The sequence below is a fragment of the Nostoc sp. FACHB-888 genome (assembly GCF_014696655.1).
Taxonomy (GTDB): Bacteria; Cyanobacteriota; Cyanobacteriia; order Cyanobacteriales; family Nostocaceae; genus Nostoc.
Window position 1 is genome coordinate 64,595 of the sequence record NZ_JACJQM010000020.1, and the last position, 21,537, is coordinate 86,131.

The 21,537-nt window shown below is 41.7% G+C and carries 18 protein-coding genes; 10 read left to right on the forward strand and 8 right to left on the reverse strand.

Translation table 11 applies throughout. From position 1 onward, the window contains the following. Nucleotides 1-47 precede the first annotated feature (47 nt). The gene (locus tag H6G26_RS15055; protein WP_190730022.1) at nt 48-368 is read right to left on the reverse strand and encodes a hypothetical protein; all 321 of its coding nucleotides are present in this window, start codon (nt 366-368) and stop codon (nt 48-50) included. A gap of 142 nt (nt 369-510) precedes the next feature. Then, entirely contained in the window at nt 511-1,701 is a 1,191-nt protein-coding gene (locus H6G26_RS15060; RefSeq protein ID WP_206757540.1) for a helix-turn-helix domain-containing protein, read from the reverse strand. 96 nt (nt 1,702-1,797) lie between these two features. Here H6G26_RS15060 and H6G26_RS15065 point away from each other — a divergent pair, with 96 nt between their 5' ends. Continuing rightward, nucleotides 1,798-2,064 carry a hypothetical protein gene (locus tag H6G26_RS15065; protein ID WP_190730024.1) on the forward strand — a complete coding sequence of 89 codons (267 nt, stop codon included), beginning with the start codon at nt 1,798-1,800 and terminating at the stop codon, nt 2,062-2,064. A 38-nt stretch (nt 2,065-2,102) separates the two neighbouring features. On the opposite strand, the gene H6G26_RS42570 is transcribed toward H6G26_RS15065, so the two are convergent. Then, complete coding sequence (locus H6G26_RS42570) at nt 2,103-2,366, reverse strand: hypothetical protein (protein ID WP_242053724.1); 264 nt, start codon at nt 2,364-2,366, stop codon at nt 2,103-2,105. A 415-nt stretch (nt 2,367-2,781) separates the two neighbouring features. On the opposite strand from H6G26_RS42570, the gene gorA reads away from it, so the two are divergent. Continuing rightward, entirely contained in the window at nt 2,782-4,128 is a 1,347-nt protein-coding gene (gene gorA / locus H6G26_RS15075; protein ID WP_190730025.1) for a glutathione-disulfide reductase, read from the forward strand. 242 nt (nt 4,129-4,370) lie between these two features. Here gorA and H6G26_RS15080 read toward each other — a convergent pair whose 3' ends face one another. Then, nucleotides 4,371-6,731, reverse strand: coding sequence for a serine/threonine-protein kinase (locus tag H6G26_RS15080; RefSeq protein ID WP_190730026.1), 2,361 nt, complete (start codon nt 6,729-6,731; stop codon nt 4,371-4,373). Nucleotides 6,732-7,471: 740 nt separating this feature from the next. On the opposite strand from H6G26_RS15080, the gene H6G26_RS15085 reads away from it, so the two are divergent. The 6 genes from H6G26_RS15085 (at nt 7,472) to H6G26_RS15110 (ending at nt 13,713) form a co-directional block, all read left to right on the forward strand. Next, the gene (locus tag H6G26_RS15085) at nt 7,472-7,993 is read left to right on the forward strand and encodes an NYN domain-containing protein (RefSeq protein ID WP_041565194.1); all 522 of its coding nucleotides are present in this window, start codon (nt 7,472-7,474) and stop codon (nt 7,991-7,993) included. Nucleotides 7,994-8,089: 96 nt separating this feature from the next. After that, nucleotides 8,090-9,694 carry a 2-isopropylmalate synthase gene (locus tag H6G26_RS15090; protein WP_190730027.1) on the forward strand — a complete coding sequence of 535 codons (1,605 nt, stop codon included), beginning with the start codon at nt 8,090-8,092 and terminating at the stop codon, nt 9,692-9,694. Between the two features lie 123 nt (nt 9,695-9,817). Further along, on the forward strand, nt 9,818-10,297 hold the full coding sequence (locus tag H6G26_RS15095) for a GNAT family N-acetyltransferase (RefSeq protein ID WP_190730028.1): 480 nt from the start codon (nt 9,818-9,820) through the stop codon (nt 10,295-10,297). A gap of 47 nt (nt 10,298-10,344) precedes the next feature. Further along, entirely contained in the window at nt 10,345-11,184 is an 840-nt protein-coding gene (gene dapF / locus H6G26_RS15100) for a diaminopimelate epimerase (RefSeq protein ID WP_190730029.1), read from the forward strand. A gap of 318 nt (nt 11,185-11,502) precedes the next feature. Continuing rightward, nucleotides 11,503-12,144 (forward strand): FMN-binding negative transcriptional regulator, encoded by a 642-nt coding sequence (locus H6G26_RS15105; protein ID WP_190730030.1) that lies wholly within the window; start codon nt 11,503-11,505, stop codon nt 12,142-12,144. A gap of 105 nt (nt 12,145-12,249) precedes the next feature. Then, nucleotides 12,250-13,713 (forward strand): serine hydrolase, encoded by a 1,464-nt coding sequence (locus H6G26_RS15110; protein WP_190730031.1) that lies wholly within the window; start codon nt 12,250-12,252, stop codon nt 13,711-13,713. Between the two features lie 94 nt (nt 13,714-13,807). Here the strand turns inward: H6G26_RS15110 and H6G26_RS15115 are convergent, their stop codons facing one another. The 4 genes from H6G26_RS15115 to H6G26_RS15130 all read right to left on the reverse strand — a co-directional run bounded on the left by H6G26_RS15115 (nt 13,808) and on the right by H6G26_RS15130 (nt 20,742). Beyond that, nucleotides 13,808-15,529 (reverse strand): hypothetical protein, encoded by a 1,722-nt coding sequence (locus tag H6G26_RS15115; RefSeq protein WP_190730032.1) that lies wholly within the window; start codon nt 15,527-15,529, stop codon nt 13,808-13,810. 356 nt (nt 15,530-15,885) lie between these two features. Continuing rightward, complete coding sequence (locus H6G26_RS15120) at nt 15,886-16,944, reverse strand: hypothetical protein (RefSeq protein WP_190730033.1); 1,059 nt, start codon at nt 16,942-16,944, stop codon at nt 15,886-15,888. Nucleotides 16,945-17,478: 534 nt separating this feature from the next. Then, nucleotides 17,479-19,455 (reverse strand): pentapeptide repeat-containing protein, encoded by a 1,977-nt coding sequence (locus tag H6G26_RS15125; RefSeq protein ID WP_242053727.1) that lies wholly within the window; start codon nt 19,453-19,455, stop codon nt 17,479-17,481. Between the two features lie 279 nt (nt 19,456-19,734). After that, a complete protein-coding gene (locus H6G26_RS15130; RefSeq protein WP_190730035.1) occupies nt 19,735-20,742 on the reverse strand; it encodes a zinc-binding dehydrogenase in 1,008 nt (335 codons plus the stop codon). Nucleotides 20,743-20,935: 193 nt separating this feature from the next. Between H6G26_RS15130 and H6G26_RS15135 the strand changes: the two genes are divergently transcribed. Both H6G26_RS15135 and H6G26_RS15140 read left to right on the forward strand, forming a co-directional pair. Further along, a complete protein-coding gene (locus H6G26_RS15135; protein WP_190730036.1) occupies nt 20,936-21,199 on the forward strand; it encodes a type II toxin-antitoxin system Phd/YefM family antitoxin in 264 nt (87 codons plus the stop codon). Further along, complete coding sequence (locus tag H6G26_RS15140) at nt 21,189-21,524, forward strand: type II toxin-antitoxin system RelE/ParE family toxin (protein WP_199326897.1); 336 nt, start codon at nt 21,189-21,191, stop codon at nt 21,522-21,524. The genes H6G26_RS15135 and H6G26_RS15140 overlap by 11 nt, the downstream gene beginning before the upstream one ends. The last annotated feature ends 13 nt before the right edge of the window (nt 21,525-21,537 follow it).

Here is a 21,537-nt window from a genome sequence, read left to right on the forward strand (position 1 = left end):
CTTTGTTTGATTCAGAAGTTAGGCAAAGACGCAAAGAAACAGGCGATTTAATTTTTGAATGGTCGTTTTTCTATTTCAGCGATGGGTAGAAGTAGGGTGTCTTCGATGTGCGATCGCACTTTTTCTGAAGCACTATTAAGGCAATCAACTAATAACCTATTAGCATCATAATATTGCCTAAGTTGTTGCTTCTCTTGCTCGCTGAATTGCCAATCAGCACTAATATTGATACGTGGAAGATTTGACATTACCTCTGCAATTTTGTCAAGCCATTTTTGGCCATTAATTATAAAACATTCCTCAAATTCTTCTATACTTCCACGCAACTGAGATCCACAAATATCCTTAACTTGTTCCAGGGACACCATTGGAATTTTTCGACTACTTGGGACTAACTCAGGTCTATGTACACGCAAGTAGCTACGGACAAAACCTATTTTTTCAAGATTCTCAGGTAGAAGAGATTGAATATATTGTAACCCTTCATACAACTCTGGATTTATTTCTAGTTTATGAGTTAGAACACGTTTGATTCCAGGTAAAATTTCTTGGAATATAAGGAATTTTTTGATAAGTATATATTCCTAAACGGCAAAGAAGATTATAAGCATCAATATTATTATCTTGTATACGATCAAATTGACTCGCAACCAAATCTTTTATATTGCCCTTTAATAAAAACTCTTTATTGTCTTGCCAATAAGCCTCTAAGTCCCCATTATATTTTGTTTGTATAGGTTCTCGCAGAACTCTCATACATAGTGCATTCCCACCATAAGATTTGTGGATTGCGGTCATAGCTGGACAATTAACATTAATATCAAATCTACTAAAAAATTTTCGCCATGCAATCTCATTTAATTCTGGTAATTGGTAGCCTTCAACAAAGCTTAACTTAGCTTCGTTGAGTCTCTCACGGCTGGTAATTAGTATTATAGATTTGATATTAGGTGCATTTAAAACTCTAATGAATAGTTCTAAATAGTCAATATGCTTTTTTTTAAACTTACCATTTTCATCTAATAAATTTTCAAGATTATCAATCAATATGCCCACTGGTTTGTTCTGAAGATTACGCTTTAGTTGCTCCAGTGTTCCTATAAAATCCTGTTGTTGTGGTTCTTCTTTAAACTGATGACGTAGCTGATCATTGACCCAACTTTTTACAGAAGTGATGTACTGAGCTTGCATTCCTACTTGAAGTTGCAAATACTCTAGCTTTTGAGTCTCGAAGTAATGATTAGCCAGTTTTGTTTTGCCTATACCACCTTTGCCATAAATAACAATGGCTTTTGCATTACAGTCAATCAGCATATTGAGGTGTGCGATCGCTTCCTCACGCCCCACAAAATCAGAATTGTTAGATATTGATGCCTTAGAGACTGACTCTTGAGGCTGAAGATTGATGGCTGAATGCTGAGATTGTACAGTTGATTGAGCAAATATCCTTGTTAATTCACCCAGTTCAACCTCCAATGCATTGGCTATTTTTTGAAGTGTTGCTGGTTTGGGACTAGCAGTATAGCCGTTAGCAATCTTGCTGATCAGACTTTTATCTAGACCAGTCGCTTGTTCTAGCTTGTATTGGCTGAAATCTTTTTTCTTAAATAATTTTTTAAATGCCTCTCCAACTTCCTTATTCTTTTTAGCTCTTGACACTGCGGATAAACCTCTATGAGCAGCCTTGTTCAACCGTTGCACGTTCAACTAGTTGCACAACTACAACTATTCAAATTTTAGAAGACGAACAAAACTAGTGAATAGCAAGTAAATCGATAAGTTCAGGGATAATTTAATATGCGTCACAATAATTTACAGCAAGAAGCAATTCAACTTGAGTTGCTTAAAAAAACTTTGCACGGTTGGCAACCAGCTTTTCCAGTCGTTGAATCCTATGAATGGTCAACTGATCAGCTAGAGCATCACTTCGATATTTCACGCCAAGAATTATACAAAATCAGGAATAAACCCCATCTCTGGCGTTCCTCAATTTTGGTTTTTTTACATTTACAAAAAAATAAATGGCGGGTTTACAGCCTCAACCCTCTACAAATTGGGGGATAAGGTAAAAGCTGCTGTCCAGAAGTGCGATCGCAAACCTCTTAGGGGTGACTCTGTTCAAATATTAAACCAAGTCGGTATCTCACCAGAGGATCATCTTGCAGACAACCAGCCGTCTGTTCAAAAAAACCAGGAGGCCACCCCAATTCTTCAGGTGTTTTTACCTGCACTGGTGCTTCAATGTGACTTTTTGCTGCAAACGCCTTGAGAGCATCAACAATTACTTCCTCTGACGAAGCATACTTACCATTTTCTATCTGAGTTTGGATGAATTGCTCTATCTCTGGATTTAAGAACACATTCATAGATTTATTTACAAGGGTGCTTTACCATCACTATTTTAGTTTGAGGTGAGATTGTAATTGAAGATTAGGCTGTTATTTATATGCTTTGGCTCAAAAGTGCGATCGCATACCCGCCCGAAGCGGTGTCTACGACGGGCTACGCCTACGCAAACATCTACCTCTTGTAGAATAGACAAAATGCTTATTTAGTAACATAATGTAATATAACTTAGCAATAATCGAGCGATGCCTACGGCGGGCTGCGCCTACGCTGTTCTTTTTGGATGTAATTACGATTAATGCTGCTATGTGCTACATATCAGCCTGGTTTAATCTCAAATTGTCCACCCAAAGGCAGTAGATGAAGTTTTGTTTGAATAACTATAAGGGATGAAATAGCTCTGCTTTCCAAAAAGTGAAAAAGGAACAGATTTTTATGACATTTGATTACGATTTGTTTGTCATTGGTGCTGGGCCTGGAGGATTGGCAGCAGCTAAAAAAGCAGCTAGTTACGGTGTACGTGTCGCTATCGCCGAACAAGAATCCGTTGGTGGGACTTGTGTAAATCGCGGTTGCGTTCCTAAAAAACTGATTGTCTACGCTGCTGATTTCGCCCTGCAAAATCAAATAGCGCACAGTTATGGGTGGAGTGACTGTCAAACATACTTTGACTGGACATTATTTATTAAGTCAGTACATCAGCATATTGACACCATTAACCAGTCTTATTTTCAGCAATTGCAAAAAGCTGGAATTGAACTAATTTCTGAATATGCCACTTTCATCGATACCCATACTATCAATATAAATGGACGCAAAGTTACAGCGGACAAAATTTTAATTGCTGTGGGAGGGCAACCCCTCAAGCCCAAAATCCCAGGTATAGAATACGCCATTACATCCCGCGAGATGTTTCATCTACCTTATCTACCGAAACGTTTGGCAATTATTGGCGGTGGCTACATTGGCGTAGAATTTTCCAGCATGATGCACGCTTTTGGTTGTGAGGTGGTGGTGATTGAAAGAGGCGAGATGATTTTATCGGGGTTTGATGATGACATTGGTTCTGCGGTACAACATGGATTGACTAAACGCGGAATTAAGTTTTTCACCAACAGCACCGTTGATAAAATCAAATTCTCAGAAGAAGGTTTTTTGTTAACTATTATTGGTGAGAGCCAAGAAATAATTACAGCAGATACCATCTTAGTTGCCACAGGCTACGCTCCAAATACTAAGAATCTTGGTTTGGAAAATGTCCATGTTGAACTTGGCGAAAATGGTGCAATCAAAGTAGATGAATACAGCCGCACTAGCGAAGAAAACATTTTTGCTGTGGGTGACTGCACCAGCCGCGTGCAATTGACTCCAGTGGCTAAGGCAGAAGGTATTGCCTTTGCCGATACAGTTTTTGGCAACAAGACGCAAAAACTAAATTATGATTATGTGCCCACTGCTGTTTTTTGCCGTCCAGAAGCGGCTAGTGTGGGAATGACGGAGGCGAAAGCACGGGAAAAATTTGGTGAATCTGTACAATGCTACTGCACCCAATTCCAGCCACTGTTGTATCAGTTAATCGAACAGAATCAATCAACCACTATAAAGGTAGTGATAAATGGTGATTCTGGGAAAGTTTTGGGCGCTCATATGGTGGGTGAACATGCAGCAGATATCATTCAAAGTCTGGGTGTGGCAATTCGCAAAGGCATTACTAAGGAAGACTTGGATGAAACAATAGGCATTCATCCCACAGCAGGAGAAGAATTCCTGTCGTTAAATTAACGTGAGTTCGATGAACCTCTCCCTCCCAGCCTCCCTGTGCGAAACGGAAAGGGAGGAGCAACGAAAAATTCAGCTTTTTGCTCCCCTCTCCGTGTCGGAGAAAGGTTGGGGGAGAGGTCAAATAAGACTTGTCGAACTCACGTTAACCAAGCGAGAAAAGAAGCAGGAGTGCTTTAGCCTACAAGCGAGGTTTATACCTTTTTGCCTGCCCCTGCGCCCTTCTCAATGTCCCCGCGTCCTCCTTAAGTAGTTTCTGAGGATGTTTCTGAACAAGATTTTGTGGGAGCGCCTAATTCATCTAAAGTATTCATTAATGAGTCATCCTGTGGCACGGGGTATATGGTTTGGGAACTTACAATATCGTTAAAAGCTTTAAGATCCTCAAGAGCCTCTGATGCAGACTGATATCGCTCCTTAAAATCTTCAAGCACCATTTTGCTGAGAATCTTAGCGAAGGAGTGACTTACCTGAGAGCGTAGTTTACCGCCGTAGGCATCGCTCCATTTTATCTCTCCATCAGCATCTCTATCTAGCTCACGGGGTGTTATACCAGTCAAGGCTTTAATCCCAACCATGCCGACTGCATAGATATCACTACTGTAATGTGGACGTCCAAAACATTGCTCGCTTGGTGCGTAACCCTGAGTACCAATGCCAATGGTGAAGGGAGTTTGCTCTTGATGATCAAGCTGTCTTGTACTGACTTCTTTGACCGCTCCAAAGTCAATCAGTACTAGTTTACCGTCTGAATGTCGGCGGATGATATTGCTGGGCTTAATATCCCGGTGAATCACATTGTTTTTATGGACAAATGTTAATGTTTGCAATAAGTCTCTGACAATTTTGATCACTGCAATTTCCTCAATTGCTCTGCCTGTTGGCAATTCCTGATTTAAAGGATGACCAATGATCTGTTCTTGTACTAAATAAAATTCTTCATCTTCTTCAAAATACGCCAAAAGTTGCGGAATTTGAGGGTGTGTTCCCAATTTTTCGAGTGTTTGCGCTTCTGAGTGAAATAAACGTCTGGCAAGTTGCAAAGCTTCTGGTTTGGTGTTGGCTGGTTTTAGTTGTTTGACAACACATCGTGGATTCCCAGGACGTTGGGTATCTTCGGCAATGTAGGTTTCGCTGAATCCGCCGGAACCGAGAACTTTGACAATTCTGTAGCGTCGAGCCAGGACTTTTCCTGATAAGGCTAAATCTCGTTGCTGGATTAGGTCTTGTAAGTCATCTTGTTGGCTAATAATCTCTTGGACAACGGGGGAAGTTTTATACTTCTGAAAAATGTCTACTATTTGGCGTTTTTTGATGCTTTCTCTCACCAATGAGGTTGTCAGATAGCAAAGTCCGATCATCGCGATCGCAATTATTGGTACAGTAGTGGGGAAAATTAACTGACCATAGACAAATAACCCATAGCTAATTCCTGCCCAAGTGCCAGACATGGCGAGGCTATATAGAAATCTATTGATACTATGCTTGCGTCTGCTAATCATCAAAGCTGTACTGCCAACTATAATTAGCACAAACAAACCCCGCAACAGTGGACTGTTAATTCCTGGGGCGATCGCTTTACCTTTCATCAAAGTTGCGATCGCATGGGCGTGAATTTCCACACCTGACATGCGTTTAGTGCTGTTGCTAACAGCTACTGGATAATAATCATTGTGTAACTTATCTGTTGCACCAATCAGCACTATCTTGTCTTTGAAGACCTTCCCCTGCTGCAAATAGGTGTTCCAGTTCTCCGGGTCGAGTACATGCCAAAAGGGTATTTGCTCAAATGTACCAGCAGGCCCCCAAAAATGAATGCGATTGCCCTTTGGTTCGGGATAATTGACTTGTGCTGCCCTGAGCGTTGCTTCATCAAAAGTGGGTAGATTTTCGATCAAATTATCTTCAGCTAACAACTTAGAAAACTCACTTCCCAATCGATGAACTTTACCATCTACCTCCAGGGGGAAATTAACTGAGCCAATGGACACTGCCCCTATACGAAACATCTGTTGGGGGTCAATTAATTGCATAAAAGACCCTTGACGGATCTGGGAATTTTCGTAGACGGCTGCTAAGGTAACTTTGCTGCCATATTTTTGCAATACTGCCTGGAGTTGGCGATCGTCAGCCACTCCATAACTGCTTGGCGTGTCAAAAACGACATCTACCCCTACAGAACGGACACCTGCTTTCATTAACTTTGTGATTATTTGAGCATATGCAGCCCGTTTATAAGGATAAGATTTCAGTGTTTCTAAGTATGCATACTGTTTCGGATCTGTTCTATAGTACTGTTCGGGAACTGATATTGATTGATCGTCTATTGCTAAAATTACGATGTCTTCTGGAGGCGAAATCGGCCCACGCACTTGAAAAAAGCCAGAAAGCGCCTTATTTTCCATCAATTGAACCAATTCTCCACCAGAAGCACTCAGTACTCCTGCACCTATTGCCCAAGCACCAGCAAGGAGATGGCCTAAGCGAAGCATCCACCTAGACTGGCGAGCCGATGCTGTTGACGTTACTTTTGTCGGTTTACTTGACACTCTATTGGCAGTAGAGACATAGTTTTTAGTTAAGGTAGATGTAGGTTTTTCTGCCATATCGTGTTACTGATTGATTTAAGTCCAACACTTTTATTTATTCAGACCACGTTTTAGTACAAGCACATTGAAATAAGACTTAAATGACAATCTTATACATTTGTAAAGTATCTTCTATTCATCAACAAACTTTTATTGGCAAAGATAGTCTCCAAGAGATTCCTACTCAGGGACTGTCTAACTTATTATTTTTCTGGCGAGTGAGTTACAACTAGTGATCGTCTCACAGATTATAGCTGGATATGTTTCGTCTCTGTACTTGGTTGCGGCGATATTTTAGCTTAATTTAACCAACAAGTACTCTCTTGACTAGGTGTTTTACCACAAGCTGTCCCAAGTCCGTCTTCTGTCTTTGGCGCAATATTGGTACTCTCCATAAAGCATATCCTTATACTGAAAGCTTTACCTATAGATAGGCATCAACCTATATCCTAGCCTAAGCCTATGCCATACCTCTTTAGGAGTAAACTTTAGTGTTATCCAGCTATGAATGCTGTTACTGCTTCGATTTTATTGGTAGATTTTGATCACAGGGTGGCTCTTGCAGTGCCGGAGGTGAATAAGGTTTAGCACCCAGGATCTCAACTCCAATGTTGCAAGCGTTTTTATGCCTTGAAAGAGGTAGGATAAAAGCTACAGATGAAGAGTTAGTTTATAGATATTAGCAAACAAGGCATTTGAAAATTGCTATAATCTATTGTTCCATCTAAATACATATATATTATTAGGTGTAAATTTGTATGGGTTCTCCAATGAATCGTCTGTCTATTTTTGTAGACGGAAACAATATGTTCTATGCTCAACAAAAAAATGGTTGGTTTTTTGACCCACGGCGAGTTTTAGAATACTTCAAACATGAGCAATCAGAAACAACATTAATTAATGCATTCTGGTACACTGGCTTAAAAGACCCACAAGATCAGCGAGGTTTTAGAGATGCTCTAATTAGTCTAGGATATACAGTCAGAACTAAAATTCTTAAAGAATATTATGATGATACTTCTGGTCGTTACTCGCAAAAAGCGAATTTAGATATTGAAATTGTTGTAGATATGTTTAATACAGTAGACCAGTATGACAGAGTAGTATTATTCAGTGGTGATGGGGATTTTGAAAGAGCAATCGAACTATTACGATCAAAAAATACACATATTACAGTAGTATCGACAGAAGGAATGATAGCTAGAGAGCTACGCAATGCTACTGACAGATATATAGATTTAAATGATATCAGAGATCAAATAGAAAAAACAGAAGGTTAGTATTCTTAACAATTATTTACAAAGGCAAGAGTATAAAGAAAAACTAAGTTTGAAGATATTTTGATCCACAAGTAAAAACTAAACAAAAAACCGCAAATGACAAACAAAACAGATCGAATCATCATTTTTGATACTACATTGCGAGATGGAGAGCAGTGTCCAGGAGCAACTCTGAATATAGACGAAAAGCTAGTTATTGCCAAGCAACTGGCGCGTCTGGGTGTGGATATAATTGAGGCAGGCTTTGCCTTTGCGAGTCCCGGAGATTTTGAAGCAGTCAGCAAGATTGCCAAAATTGTGGGGACAGAAAATGGCCCGGTAATTTGCAGTTTGGCAAGAGCCATTAAAGCAGATATTGAAGCAGCCGCAGAAGCATTAAAACCCGCAGTTAACGCCAGAATTCACACATTTATTTCGACTTCTGATATACATTTAGAGTATCAGTTGCGGAAGTCACGGGCAGAAGTGCTAGCGATCGCAGAAGAAATGGTAGCTTATGCCAAGTCCTTCGTGACAGATGTAGAATTTTCGCCGATGGATGCGGCTCGTTCCGATCCAGAATTTCTTTACCAAGTGTTAGAGCGAACGATCGCAGCTGGTGCAACAACAGTTAACATTCCCGATACAGTTGGTTACACCACCCCTAGCGAGTTTGGGGCAATCATTAAGGGGATTATCGAAAATGTCCCCAACATCGACCAAGCGATTATTTCCGTTCACGGTCATAATGATTTAGGCTTGGCAGTTGCTAACTTCTTAGAAGCAGTCAAAAATGGCGCACGGCAACTAGAATGTACCATCAATGGCATTGGTGAACGCGCCGGAAATGCATCATTAGAAGAATTAGTGATGGCATTGCATGTGCGGCGGCAATATTTTAATCCCTTTTTGGGAAGACCAGAAGAATCTCAAGAAGCCCTGACAAATATCGACACCCGGCAAATTTACAAAACCTCACGCTTAGTTTCCAATTTGACGGGAATGTTAGTACAACCAAATAAAGCGATCGTTGGGGCGAATGCCTTTGCTCATGAGTCTGGAATTCACCAAGATGGTGTGCTAAAAAATAAGCTCACCTACGAAATTATGGATGCTCAATTGATTGGCTTAACAGACAATCAAATAGTTTTGGGCAAACATTCAGGCAGAAATGCTTTCCGCACCCGGTTAAAAGAATTGGGCTTTGAACTGTCAGATACTGAGTTAAATAAAGCATTCGTCAGATTCAAAGAAGTAGCAGATAAAAAGAAAGATATTTCTGATTGGGATTTGGAAGCGATCGTTAACGATGAAATCCAACAAGCACCCGATTTGTTCCGGGTAGAGTTGGTGCAAGTTTCCTGTGGTAGCAACGCCCGCCCCACTGCTACAGTCACCCTCCGTACCCCAGAAGGTGAAGAATTAACCGATGCTGCGATCGGCACTGGGCCAGTGGATGCAGTCTACAAAGCCATCAACCGTGTGGTCAATGTGCCCAACGAGTTGATTGAGTTTTCTGTGCAGTCAGTAACTGCTGGTATTGATGCCATTGGAGAAGTGACGATTCGTTTACGTTATGAATCTAAAGTGTTTTCTGGTCATGCAGCAAACACAGATATCATCGTGGCATCCGCGCAAGCTTATGTAAATGCGCTCAATAGGCTGTATTCTGCGTTGCAAAGGCAAGAAAAGCCAGAGGAAGTATCTGCACAGAAAGTCTGAGATTGTATCTGTCAAACTGCCCATAATATAAGCACCGCACCTTGTTTTTAACTGATGCTAAAAAACTCCTTCCCGACTTTGGGGAGGAGTTAGGTGTTAGTTCCAAGAATTTGTTGGAAAAATATGCTGACAGAAAAACATATCGCTACTAGAGAAGCCACCACCATAGAAGACTCAGTGATTGCAAAACACTCTTATCAAATGTGGCTAGATATTGGTGTGCATGAGAGTAATATCGATCTTGATTGGCAGAAGATTACCCTCAAATTCATAGAAGAGGCGCGTCGAAATTTGTTTTACAAGGCTTTTGTTGCAGAGGTTGATAATACAGTTGTGGGTTCTGCAAGCTGTCAACTGTTTGCAGGTTTGTACCCGAATGTTTTCAAAGATGAATATCGCAAATTTGGATATATTTGGGGGGTTTACGTTGAACAGTCTTACCGCAGACAAGGCATTGCTAAATGCCTAACTAATAGAGCAATTGAATATTTAAAAGCGATTGGTTGCACGCGAGTAGTTCTTAACGCCTCGCCATCGGGTAAACCAGTTTACTCCAGCATCGGTTTCTCTGAAGGGAATATAATGCAATTAGATTTAATTTAAGTACAGCATTTTTTTGCCTTGTAGTGGTGTGTGATCAACCTAAATTAATGAAGTTCTACAAATATCATGCTCTTGGCAACGACTATCTAGTTATTAATCCCCAGGATTTATTATTTCCATTTACCTCGGAAAAAATTAAAACAATTTGCCATCGAAATTTTGGGATTGGCTCAGATGGTATATTGTTGGGGCCATTAACATCTGAAACAGCCCAGTTTGCATTACGCATCTTCAATCCAGACGGAAGTGAGGCTGAAAAAAGTGGTAATGGACTGCGGATTTTTTCTCGCTACCTCTGGGATAGAGGTTTTGTAAGCGAAGAGTCATTCTCAATTGAAACTGTAGGCGGATTGGTTCAATCGGTTATCCAAGATGCAGGGAAAACGGTTCGGGTAGAGATGGGAAAAGTTAGTTTTTGGAGTAGTGATATCCCAGTAGTTGGCGATGGCAGAGAAGTAATTGAAGAAAGAATCAATCTTAGCGATGAAACTTTTACCTTTTGTGCCGCGACTATTGGCAATCCTCACTGTGTAATTCCTTTAGCTGAAGTCAAGCCCGCTATTGCCAAACAGTATGGGCCCATATTAGAGGTTCATCCCCTTTTTCCAAATCGTACTAATGTTCAATTCATGAAAGTCTTGAACCGAAATACCATCCAAATTGAAATTTGGGAGAGAGGCGCTGGCTACACTTTAGCTTCAGGTAGTAGCAGCAGTGCAGCCGCAGCTGTTGCACATAAACTTGGTTTGTGCGATTCCTCTATTACTGTGCAAATGCCTGGTGGAGAAATTTTGATCCAAATCAACGATGATTTTACGATTTCTATGACAGGTTCTGTAACAAAGGTTGCTGAAGGTGAATTATCAACAGAATTATTTGTAGATTAGCGATCGCAATCACAGGTAACCCCATAAGTATAAACCAATTATGAGCGAGAAAATTTGGAGTCAGAATTGCTAATGCTTGCTCAATATTCAGATTATCAAAAGCTTTATCAAACTGAAGAACAATAGATTGATTTTGTTCGGTTGACATTGTATGCTTATTTTTTGGATAGAATTATATCTCATCAATAAATGCGATCGCACCATAAGACTATGATTGTCTCTAAGCGCGTTTGAGCGATAAAAGTATACCTATACCTCAAAAAACTACAACATCTCTCGTTATTATGTCCAAAGGAATGAGAGTGAGGTTAAAGCATCATGTACATCCCAAACGCTTTTCGAGAAGATGACATTGAAAAACTTGTCACTTTTATGCGTGCCAATAGTTTTGCCACATTGGTGTCTATTCTAAATGATGTCCCTATTGCCTCACATATCCCGCTAGTTGTCACAGTGCAAAATAATGTGGTTAAGCTATCGGGCCATCTTGCTAAAGCAAATCCTCAATGGCAGGTCTTTGGGGTAGGCGAGACACTGGCTGTCTTCACTGGCCCCCATGCTTATATTTCGCCATCTTTGTATGAGAAACAAGAGAGTGTACCAACGTGGAACTACATCGCTGTACACGCTTATGGTGTGCCCCAAGTTATTACCCTCAGTGATTCGCCAGAATTGATGGATAAGATGATTGAAGAGATGATTGACACCTATGGCTCTGAGTATAAATCTCAATGGCATAGTTTATCCGATAACTTTCGCGAAGGAATGATGAACGGCATCATTGGTTTTGAGATGACCGTGACACGGTTGGAAGGCAAATACAAACTTAGCCAAAATCGCAGTCATTTTGACCAGAATAATGTTGCACATTCGTTGTTACAAAGTACAGAATCAACTGTTCATGCCATAGGTGCTGCAATGAAACAAAATCTTGAAACTGGTGAAAATTTGCCGGGATAATTGTCTAGGCGGTCAATGCATTAACTTAACTTTGTAGTGCGTGCGATCGCAAAGTTAAAATTAGATAGCACTGACAAATTTAGAACGCAAAAGTGGTGTATACCAATGCCGCAATCCATTGAGCAACGCATTGAGGGTGTTATCAATAATCTTCTGCCAGCAACGGCGTTGGAAGGAAAATTTGGTCTACCGAAAACATTGAGTGAGCAATTAGTATATCACCACACCCCAGGTATCAGTATTGCAGTTATTAATGATTTTAAAATCGAATGGGCGCGTGGATTTGGGGTGTGTGAGGCCAAAACAACTCGTGAAGTTACACCAAACACATTGTTTCAAGCAGCCTCAATCAGCAAACCTGTTTTTGCTTTAGCAGTCATGCATCTTGCACAGCAAGGTCGTCTCAATCTGGATGAGGATGTCAATACCTATCTCACCTCATGGCGTGTACCTGCGATCGCAGATTGGCAACCCCGAATAACGTTGCGCCAGTTGTTAAGCCACACTGCTGGCTTTACGGTGCATGGCTTTCCAGGCTATTCCAAATCAGATCCATTGCCAACCACACTTCAAGTTCTCAATGGCGAACCTCCAGCCAATACCGATAAAGTGGAGGTCAATATCATCCCTGGTTTGCATCATCGCTATTCGGGTGGCGGCATAACAGTTGCTCAACAGGTATTGGTTGATTTGCTCAAGCAACCTTTTTCAGAAATTATGCGCGAATTGGTACTCGATCCGTTGGACATGACAAATAGCACTTACCAACAGCCGCTTCCCAATGATTGGTCAGAAAAAGCAGCAACAGCTCATCCGTTTTCAGGTATTCCACTTGAAGGCAAGCACCACGTTTATCCTGAGATGGCAGCAGCCGGTTTGTGGACAACGGCATCAGATTTAGCCAAAGTTGGTGTTGAACTGTTGCGAGTATTGCATGGGTTCTCTCCTATTGTGTGGAGTAAAGAGACGGTAGAAGAAATGTTGCGTCCCCAGCAGATCGAGCAAACCCAAGGAGTAAATGAATCATTTGTGGGTTTAGGGAATGGATTATTTGTGGGATTAGGATTCTTTGCGGGTGGTGGAATTGGTGATGGTTTCTACTTTTTTCATAGTGGTAAAAATAAAGGATTTGTAGCATTGATGCGTGTTTACGCGCATATTGGAAAAGGTGCTGTTGTCATGCTCAACTCGAATGAAGTTGAACTGATACAGGAAGTAATGCGAGCGATCGCGCTTGAGTATGACTGGCCTGACGTGTTTGAGAAAGAAAAACCAATCATCCCCCTGTCGCAAGCTGAGAAGTACTCAGGGTTATACTTAACAAAATCTGGATTGCAGTTCAAAGTAGTGACCCAGAATGAGAATTTGTTTATACAATGTGACCAGCAACCACCGTTACAGTTTTTTCCTACATCAGAGCTAGAATTCTTTGCTAAAACAGTAAATACAAGTATTTGCTTTGAAAGGGATGACACAGGCAATATCACTGCAATGACTTTAAGCCAAGCAGGTGTCACCAGTTTAAGACAACAAGCAGATAAGCAGATTAGGGCAGAGAGACAGGAGTGAAAAAAGCAAGCGCAACCCAACCTACAAATCTTCTGAAGCGAGTAGTATTAGACTGTGTTGCGATCGCAATAAGTTTAGAAAGATTGAATTTACGTTAACAGTGTTGTTGTTTTTTGAACAGTGACAACAGCAAACACACGAGTCCCATTACTGCAAATGATACTGAAGAAGCAGGTTCTGGGACAGGCTGAGGGTTTTGCACAGGCTGATAATTGATTAAATTCTCTTGAATTGGGCTGAGTGCTGCCAAAAGTTGCTCAATATCGCTAGATATATCAGTGTCATTACCAACATTTTTAGAAGAGATGAGGCGGTTAAAGGTTTGGCTACTTGATTCATCAAAATCTTTCGTAAACCCAAGAAAATTTTGACCGATTTTACCTATAAGAGAGTCAATCAGATTGTTAACATCAGTCTTGATACCTTGTGGGGATAACTCTAAACCTCTGATATTGTTGACGTTTCCAATCGTTGTATTATCAGTTTCTACTAACCAGTTGCCATTACCAATAATTTCATTTCCACTAGTAAAAACCCAGTTACCATTACCAATAATTGTGTTATCAGTACCAAAGTCCCAATTGCCGTTTCCAATGGTTGCGTTGTTACTGCCGAAGTGCCAATTACCATTACCTAATGTTGCATTATTACTTCCGTCGTCCCAATACCAGTTGCCGTTACCAAGGGTTGTGTTACCCTTTCCAAATAGCCAGTTGCCATTACCGATGGTTGTGTTGTCATTATTAAAGTTCCAGTTACCATTCCCAATGGTTGCGCTGTTACTGCCATAATCCGAATTAGAATTACCGATAGTTGCGTTATTACTACCAAAGTTCCTGTTACCATTACCAACTGGTGCGTTGCCTTCATTAAAGCGTTGGCTACCAGGATTAGATGTATTCCCACCGTTACTAAAGGGTGTGTTGTTACCAAGGACTTCTTTCAACGGATCGAAAGGGGATTGTTGAAGCAAACTTCCAGCACCTGCGATCGGATTACCACCACTGGCAAAGGGGTTTCCACCACCTGCAACCGGGTTGCTGCCACCTGCAAACGGATTACCACCATTAGCACCGCCTGCAACCGGGTTACTACCTCCTGCAAAGGGGTTTCCACCACCTGCAATCGGATTACCACCACCTGCAAATGGGTTAGCACCGCCTGCAATCGGATTACCACCACCTGCAAATGGGTTTCCACCACCTGCAAACGGGTTGCTGCCACCTGCAAACGGATTACCACCATTAGCACCGCCTGCAACCGGGTTACTACCTCCTGCAAATGGGTTAGCACCGCCTGCAATCGGATTACCACCACCTGCAAATGGGTTTCCACCACCTGCGATCGGATTACCACCGCCTGCAAAAGGGTTAGTAGCGCCACTTGCGATCGGGTTACCACCTCCTGCAAACGGGTTGCTGCCACCTGCAAACGGATTACCACCATTAGCACCGCCTGCAACCGGGTTACTACCTCCTGCAAACGGATTACCACCGCCTGCAAACGGGTTACTACCTCCCGCCAATGTGTTGTCAATATCCTTGAAAAAGTTATCACCCAAAACTGACTTTAATCGATCAAAGATCAACTTCTGAAGTCCACTGCCACCATCGCCTGCAAACGGGTTAATACCGCCACCTGTAATGGGATTGTTACCATTACCTAATAAGAGATTGCTACCACCCGTCAATGGGCTACCTTCAGGAGACAAACTGCCATTGGTAGCAAAAGAACTACCACTATACGGGTTACTAGCGCCACCTGCACTTGAGTGATTAACTCCACCATTAAGGGGATTGACAGCAGACTCTTCCATTGGCATTAATTTTCCTATTTTTAGTTAAAAAATTATGGGGTCTTCAGTACTTCTTATACGAATTGTGAATTTGTTAAACCCAAAATCTCTCTAAAATAAAGGCTTTAATCATTTTAGTGTCAAACTAACAGAAAATATTTATTAAATACTTACTTGTAAAGAGTTCCAGGGCGTAAAATAGCAAACTAGTACAATAAGGCAGAAGGCACATCACCGATAATACACCCTTTTCAGCTTTATCGGATGGTATGTTTATTTGCGCCAAGCTGTACTAGCATACTATGTACTAAAGAACTCGTTATTGTTCTCCTCTTAATCTGCTGATTTTTGCAATAATTCTATTAATCGAACGGAATTTATCGACCACCAAGTCCTTGTCCGCCACCGACACCTCCAGGAAATGGGCTACCGGCAGCGCCAGCTGGGCTACTTTCATCGGCACCGCCACCGGCACTTCCAGGAAATGGGCTACTGGCACCGCCACCGGCACCAACACCAAATTGGCTACTGCCACCGGTACCTCCAGCAAATGGGTTACCGCCACCGACACCGCCACCCAGTTCCTTGTCAAGCCTTGAGTTAATTACCTGGTCAATAGTAACCTTCAAAGTCATCGCATTCGGTATTTCAGTTGTGCTAATACCATAGGTCTGTCTAGCAGCGCCAGTCAAAGGGTCTCTGCCACTACCTTGGTTACCACCGCCTGTGGATGAGTTACCACCACCAAATGGGCTACCGCCTGTGGATGAGTTACCACCACCAAATGGGCTACCGCCTGTGGATGAGTTACCACCACTAAATGGGCTACCGCCTGTGGATGAGTTACCACCACTAAATGGGCTACCGCCTGTGGATGAGTTACCACCACCAAATGGGCTACCGCCTGTGGATGAGTTACCACCACCCAGTTCCTTATCAAGCCTTGAATCAATTACCTGGTCAATAGTACCACTCAAAGTGGACGCGTTCGGTACTTCAGTTGTGCTAATACCATAGGTCTGGCTAGCAGCACCAGTCAAAGAGTCTCTGCCACTACCCTGGTTACCGCCGCCTGCGGATGGGCTACCGCCACCTGTGGATGAGTTACCACCACCAAATGAGCTACCGCCACCTGTGGATGAGTTACCACCACCAAATGAGCTACCACCACCTGCGGATGGCCTACCACCAACTGCGGATGGGTTTACACCGCCTGCAAATATATTCCAGAAGTTGTCACCAGCGAAAGGATTACCACCATAGGGTAAATCACTGCCACCGGCACCACCAGCGCCGCCAACAGCACCACCGGCACCACGAGCACCGCCACCAGCACCACCGGCACCACGAGCACCGCCACCAAATGGGCTACCGCTCTGATTGTTCGCACTAGTAGAGGAGTTATCGCTACCACTATTACTTGAATTTTCTGCCATTAGGATTAATCCTCTATTGTTTTGATAAAATTCTTGCTAGGATCGCAACATAAAAAAGCAAAAATAAAGTCCGTTATGCGACTTTTTTGTTGCCTTTTTATTAGCAAAACTAGTTAGTAGCTATTACATTTTTTGGTTATCTTTATTTAAGTGTAGATAATCAATCTTTAATAAATGCTACTTACACTTAACAATTTATATGATTTAGTTGTGAAGGACAATGAAAAATGTTTTGATATATTTATCGAACTTGTAGATATTTTATAGACAATTTTTTAAAAAACTTAACTAAGAGGTTCGTATAATAAAATTAAATTAAGGTTAAATATTATATTGCAATGAACAATCTTTTGATAAATTTGTCAAATTTTTAGATATTTAATTAATCTGTATTTATTCGTAGTTATATCAGTTTTCTTCGACGTTATACCTTGAGATTGATAATAATAAATAGCACGGTTACTGACACCCTGCAATACGTTGCATCATATTAGCATCACACGAAGTGTAGCGAAAAAAGGTTCCGCGCAGGGATTACTTCAGATAAATCAGCAAATTCAATCCTGGAATTGTGCGGGAAAGTGTCCACAAAACAAGAGTGATGTAAATTAAACCCAAACTCCATTGATACCAAGCAAGTGCAGAGATGATACCAGGTAGGTGTTCGTCTCGCAGACGAATGTCGTTAAATCCCAATTTAACTAGGTTGTTGAGACTAAAATCATAGTAGTTGAGCCAGTTCCAACGGCGATCGCACAAAAGAGGCATATATCGTTCACGAAATGTTTCATTCCTTGGTATCACTGGCAAACGACCAATTAATAATCGTAACTGGCGAAATGTGCCGTCTTCTGTGAAGTAAGAAACGTCCATTAAGTTGTGATAACGGCCTTGTTGGTAAAGTCGAATCAATAAAGCCAGTGGTATGGGGACAATAATTATTAAAAGACACCCCAATGTCAGCCAAGGTTGTTGAGCATTGCGAAAGATGGCTAATAAGCTCAAGAATTCTAAAACGCTAAAACTGACTAATATCGAAATGGTTTCGTAGGATGTGGGAATAATTGGTACAGGATGCAGCCGACGATAGCGATCTACTAGCCAAAATAGTAAGCCGAAATAAGCGATCGCAACTCCTCCTACACCTAACACTAACCAAAAATTCGTACCATAGCCACTCAACAACAGCAGTACACTCAACCCCAACCAACTCCAAGCTTGCAGTAACCACCCAACGATGGAAAGGGCTTCGCCAACAATTAAGCGATTGCTCAGTTGTGTGTATTTTTCTAAATCGATGTCTGCTAAGGTCAATAACTCACTATTATTGCGAAATAATTTTATCAGACGACGCTGGGCGATCGCTTCGGCTTGAGTTGCCGAAAAACCCAGTTTAATCAAATTTGCAACGGAAGCAGTATTTATATTTGTAGCCGTCAAACGACGACTCATTTCTACTAATCGCAGTTGTTGTTTTGTATATTCCAGTTCATTAGCATCGGCAACTTGTTGTTGCTGACGGAAATTTTGCCCTAAATTCCGCAAGATGTTTTGATTACCTTGCAGTGTAGGGATGCAAAACATCTTACCAATCTGGCCAGGATTACCTAAAATTTTTGCTTGGTTAGAGTTAAAAGTTAAACCAGGTACGCTTAGACAGGCATCTGGAGAAAATCTCGCATCGCTAAAATCTGCTTGGTTGAGAATGCTTGCACCTTGCAAATTGACCGATTGATTAAACTCCACCTCTCGAAAGATGACAGCTTGCTCAAAAGTTGATTCTGGCAAAAGGAGGAACTGATTAAAATTTGCTTTACTAAACTGCGCTTGATTCGCAAAGCGGACATCAGAAAAATCAGCGTTCTCTTGCCACTGTACACTATTGAATTTAGCCAACTCTTTAAAACTTGCTTGGTTGAAGTTGGCAGTCTTTTCAAATATACTGCCTTGAAAATCAGCGAGTTCTTGAAATTGGGTTTGTTTAAAATTAGCTTTTTCAAAAAAAATACTGCCTTGGAAATTGCTTGGTTGCTTGAATTTAGCACCGCTAAAGCTGATGGAACGGCCAAATCGGGTTTCAGTCCAATTAGTGGATTGGAGAAAAGTTGCACCTTGAGCATCCACAGACTGAAGAAAGAATGTATTAGAAAACTTCATTTCGCCATTGAAACGAGTTTGCACCAGTGTCAAGACACCACGAAAGACGGCAATTTCACTCGATGGAGTTGACTGTGTTCCCAAAAGCGATCGACAATCTTTCGAGTTGGTAAGTGACTCTAAGCAAACGAAGCGCAAACGCTCTAGTTCTTTTTGTTCGGTAACGGTGAAAATCGGGGCAATGGCTTGGGCATATAGGGGTGTTCTTAAACCCAAATCGCTGCCCACAAAATCCCCTAAAATTAAAGTATAACTAAGGTCTAAACCCAGAGGTTTTGCACCTAAGTCTTTTCGTAACAGTTGGTAAAAAGCATCACGAAAGCTAGTATTTTCTGGGCGCAAATCAATCACCATCTTTTGCAAATCCACCGTCAAATTGCCTTCGCGCAGTGTGGGTGTGCGTAGACGTTCTTGTAATAATTCCAGAGTTAAGAGTGTGCGTTCTGGTTGCGTTTGTGCTGCTGAACTGGGGAGGGGAAGGAAGAGGAGAATTGATAAGATGCAAAGGAACGCAATCGCAAAGCGTCTCGCAGAGAAAGGAAGCGCAGAGGTACGCAAAGAGAGCTTTTTGGGTATCTTTGCGTACCTCTGGGTACATCTATGTTTAAAAAATAAATTATGCAAATTGTTCGATTAATCGTCGCTAATCAGTAGAACAATTTTACCTGTCACAGAACCACTTTCAATTAGTTGGTGCGCTTTAGCGGCTTCTTTTAGAGGAAATTTGTGGCTAACATGGATTTTTAATTTACTTTCATCGATCCAGGTGGCACATTGTTCGAGAATTTCTGCATGGTGCTGGAGGCTTTCTTCTAATCCTAGCAACGCTGGTGTGAGCATTAATTCTAAACCAATGCGGAGATTGCGTTGTCTAGCAGTTTTCCAAACAGTATTAGCATCTGGTTCGAGAATCGTCACAATATCACCATATACTCGCACTGCGGGGAAGGTTTTGTGAAAGGTTTCGCCGCCTACGGTATCAAAAGCCAAGTCTACACCTTCGCCGCCAGTCCAATCTAATGCTGCTTGCACAAAGTTTGTTTGTTTGTAAAAAATTACATCATCAGCACCTAGTTGTTTGACAAAATCAGCTTTTTCTTCAGAACTTACTGTGGTGGAAACAGTAGCACCTTTGAGTTTCGCCAATTGAATTGCTACATGACCGACACCACCAGCACCCGCATGAATCAAAGCCCGTTCCCCAGGTTCCAATCTTCCCCGTTCGTATAAAGCTTCCCAGGCAGTGATTAATACCAAAGGTGCTGCTGCTGCTTCGGCAAAGGAGATAGACGCAGGTTTACGTGCCACAAACCGCTCATCCACAACGGTATATTCAGCATAATTACCTTGGTGTGCGCCTAATCCGCCGTAGCAAAAATATACCTCATTACCTACGCGAAAACGCTGAACACTAGTACCCACCGCTTCGACTACGCCTGCACCATCACATCCTAATATTGTCGGCGTGCGATCGGGGTAGAAACTGCCTCGGCTACGAAGTTTAGTGTCAATGGGGTTAACGCCAGCCGCCACCAAACGCACTAAAATTTCAGTATTTCCTACAGGAACAGCAGGGTTTGGCACTTCCTGTACTTGCAGAACTTCGGGACTGCCAGCTGCTGTCATCAAGACTGCTTTCACTACTCTTTTCTCCTGGCTTTAGATGCACGTTCATTTGCAACTTTAGCGCAAGAGGGTAGACACAAAGTTATGTCTGAGGGAAAACTGCGATCGCCGATAGCGTAGCATTAGCGAGTCCACAAGCGTCATAGCCCGTCGTAGACATTGCACTGAGGTTATAATAAGTGTACATTTAAATGTACACTTAATTTATATGCTAAAGTACTTAACCATTACGCAAGCTCGACGACAACTATTAGAGTTGCCAGATGAGTTGAAAGATGAGCCAGTGATCATCACCAAACATGGTAAGCCAGTAATGGCAGCACTTAGCTTTGAGCAATTTGAATCTTTGTTAGAAACCCTAGCAATCTTATCTGATCGCGAGTTTGCCCATCAGCTACAGGAGAGTATTAGCCAAGGGGAACGGGAAGAAACTATTAGCTGGAAGGAAGCAAAAGCCCAACTTGGACTCTGATATACCACAACCCGTTAAGATAGAGTATGAAATTGAACTGACACCACTAGCTTTAGAAATGTTGATTGGTGTTAAGGATCAGCGTCATCAGAAATCTTTGAGCGACAGAATCGACAAACTCAAGACAGATCCAGAAAAGCAGGGAAAACCTCTAATTGACAACCTTAAGGGATATCGCAGTGTCAGGGCTGTGGGTCAACGGTACAGAATTATTTATAAAGTAGAACTAGAGAAAGTGGTGGTTTTAGTGGTTGGTGTAGGACTACGGAAAGAGGGTGACAAAGGGGACATTTATACACTCTTGCAAAAATTGTTGTCGGAATGAGTAATTTATGACA

What these genes read in the sequence shown, in the direction of transcription:
- H6G26_RS15095 (WP_190730028.1), top strand. Translation starts at nt 9,818, where the DNA reads ATGCTGACAGAAAAACATATCGCTACTAGAGAAGCCACCACCATAGAA.
- H6G26_RS15085 (WP_041565194.1), top strand. Translation starts at nt 7,472, where the DNA reads ATGGGTTCTCCAATGAATCGTCTGTCTATTTTTGTAGACGGAAACAAT.
- H6G26_RS15125 (WP_242053727.1), bottom strand. Translation starts at nt 19,455, where the DNA reads ATGGTGATTGATTTGCGCCCAGAAAATACTAGCTTTCGTGATGCTTTT.
- H6G26_RS15105 (WP_190730030.1), top strand. Translation starts at nt 11,503, where the DNA reads ATGTACATCCCAAACGCTTTTCGAGAAGATGACATTGAAAAACTTGTC.
- gorA (WP_190730025.1), top strand. Translation starts at nt 2,782, where the DNA reads ATGACATTTGATTACGATTTGTTTGTCATTGGTGCTGGGCCTGGAGGA.
- H6G26_RS42570 (WP_242053724.1), bottom strand. Translation starts at nt 2,366, where the DNA reads ATGAATGTGTTCTTAAATCCAGAGATAGAGCAATTCATCCAAACTCAG.
- H6G26_RS15135 (WP_190730036.1), top strand. Translation starts at nt 20,936, where the DNA reads ATGCTAAAGTACTTAACCATTACGCAAGCTCGACGACAACTATTAGAG.
- H6G26_RS15055 (WP_190730022.1), bottom strand. Translation starts at nt 368, where the DNA reads ATGGTGTCCCTGGAACAAGTTAAGGATATTTGTGGATCTCAGTTGCGT.
- H6G26_RS15110 (WP_190730031.1), top strand. Translation starts at nt 12,250, where the DNA reads ATGCCGCAATCCATTGAGCAACGCATTGAGGGTGTTATCAATAATCTT.
- H6G26_RS15080 (WP_190730026.1), bottom strand. Translation starts at nt 6,731, where the DNA reads ATGGCAGAAAAACCTACATCTACCTTAACTAAAAACTATGTCTCTACT.
- H6G26_RS15120 (WP_190730033.1), bottom strand. Translation starts at nt 16,944, where the DNA reads ATGGCAGAAAATTCAAGTAATAGTGGTAGCGATAACTCCTCTACTAGT.
- dapF (WP_190730029.1), top strand. Translation starts at nt 10,345, where the DNA reads ATGAAGTTCTACAAATATCATGCTCTTGGCAACGACTATCTAGTTATT.
- H6G26_RS15115 (WP_190730032.1), bottom strand. Translation starts at nt 15,529, where the DNA reads ATGGAAGAGTCTGCTGTCAATCCCCTTAATGGTGGAGTTAATCACTCA.
- H6G26_RS15065 (WP_190730024.1), top strand. Translation starts at nt 1,798, where the DNA reads ATGCGTCACAATAATTTACAGCAAGAAGCAATTCAACTTGAGTTGCTT.
- H6G26_RS15090 (WP_190730027.1), top strand. Translation starts at nt 8,090, where the DNA reads ATGACAAACAAAACAGATCGAATCATCATTTTTGATACTACATTGCGA.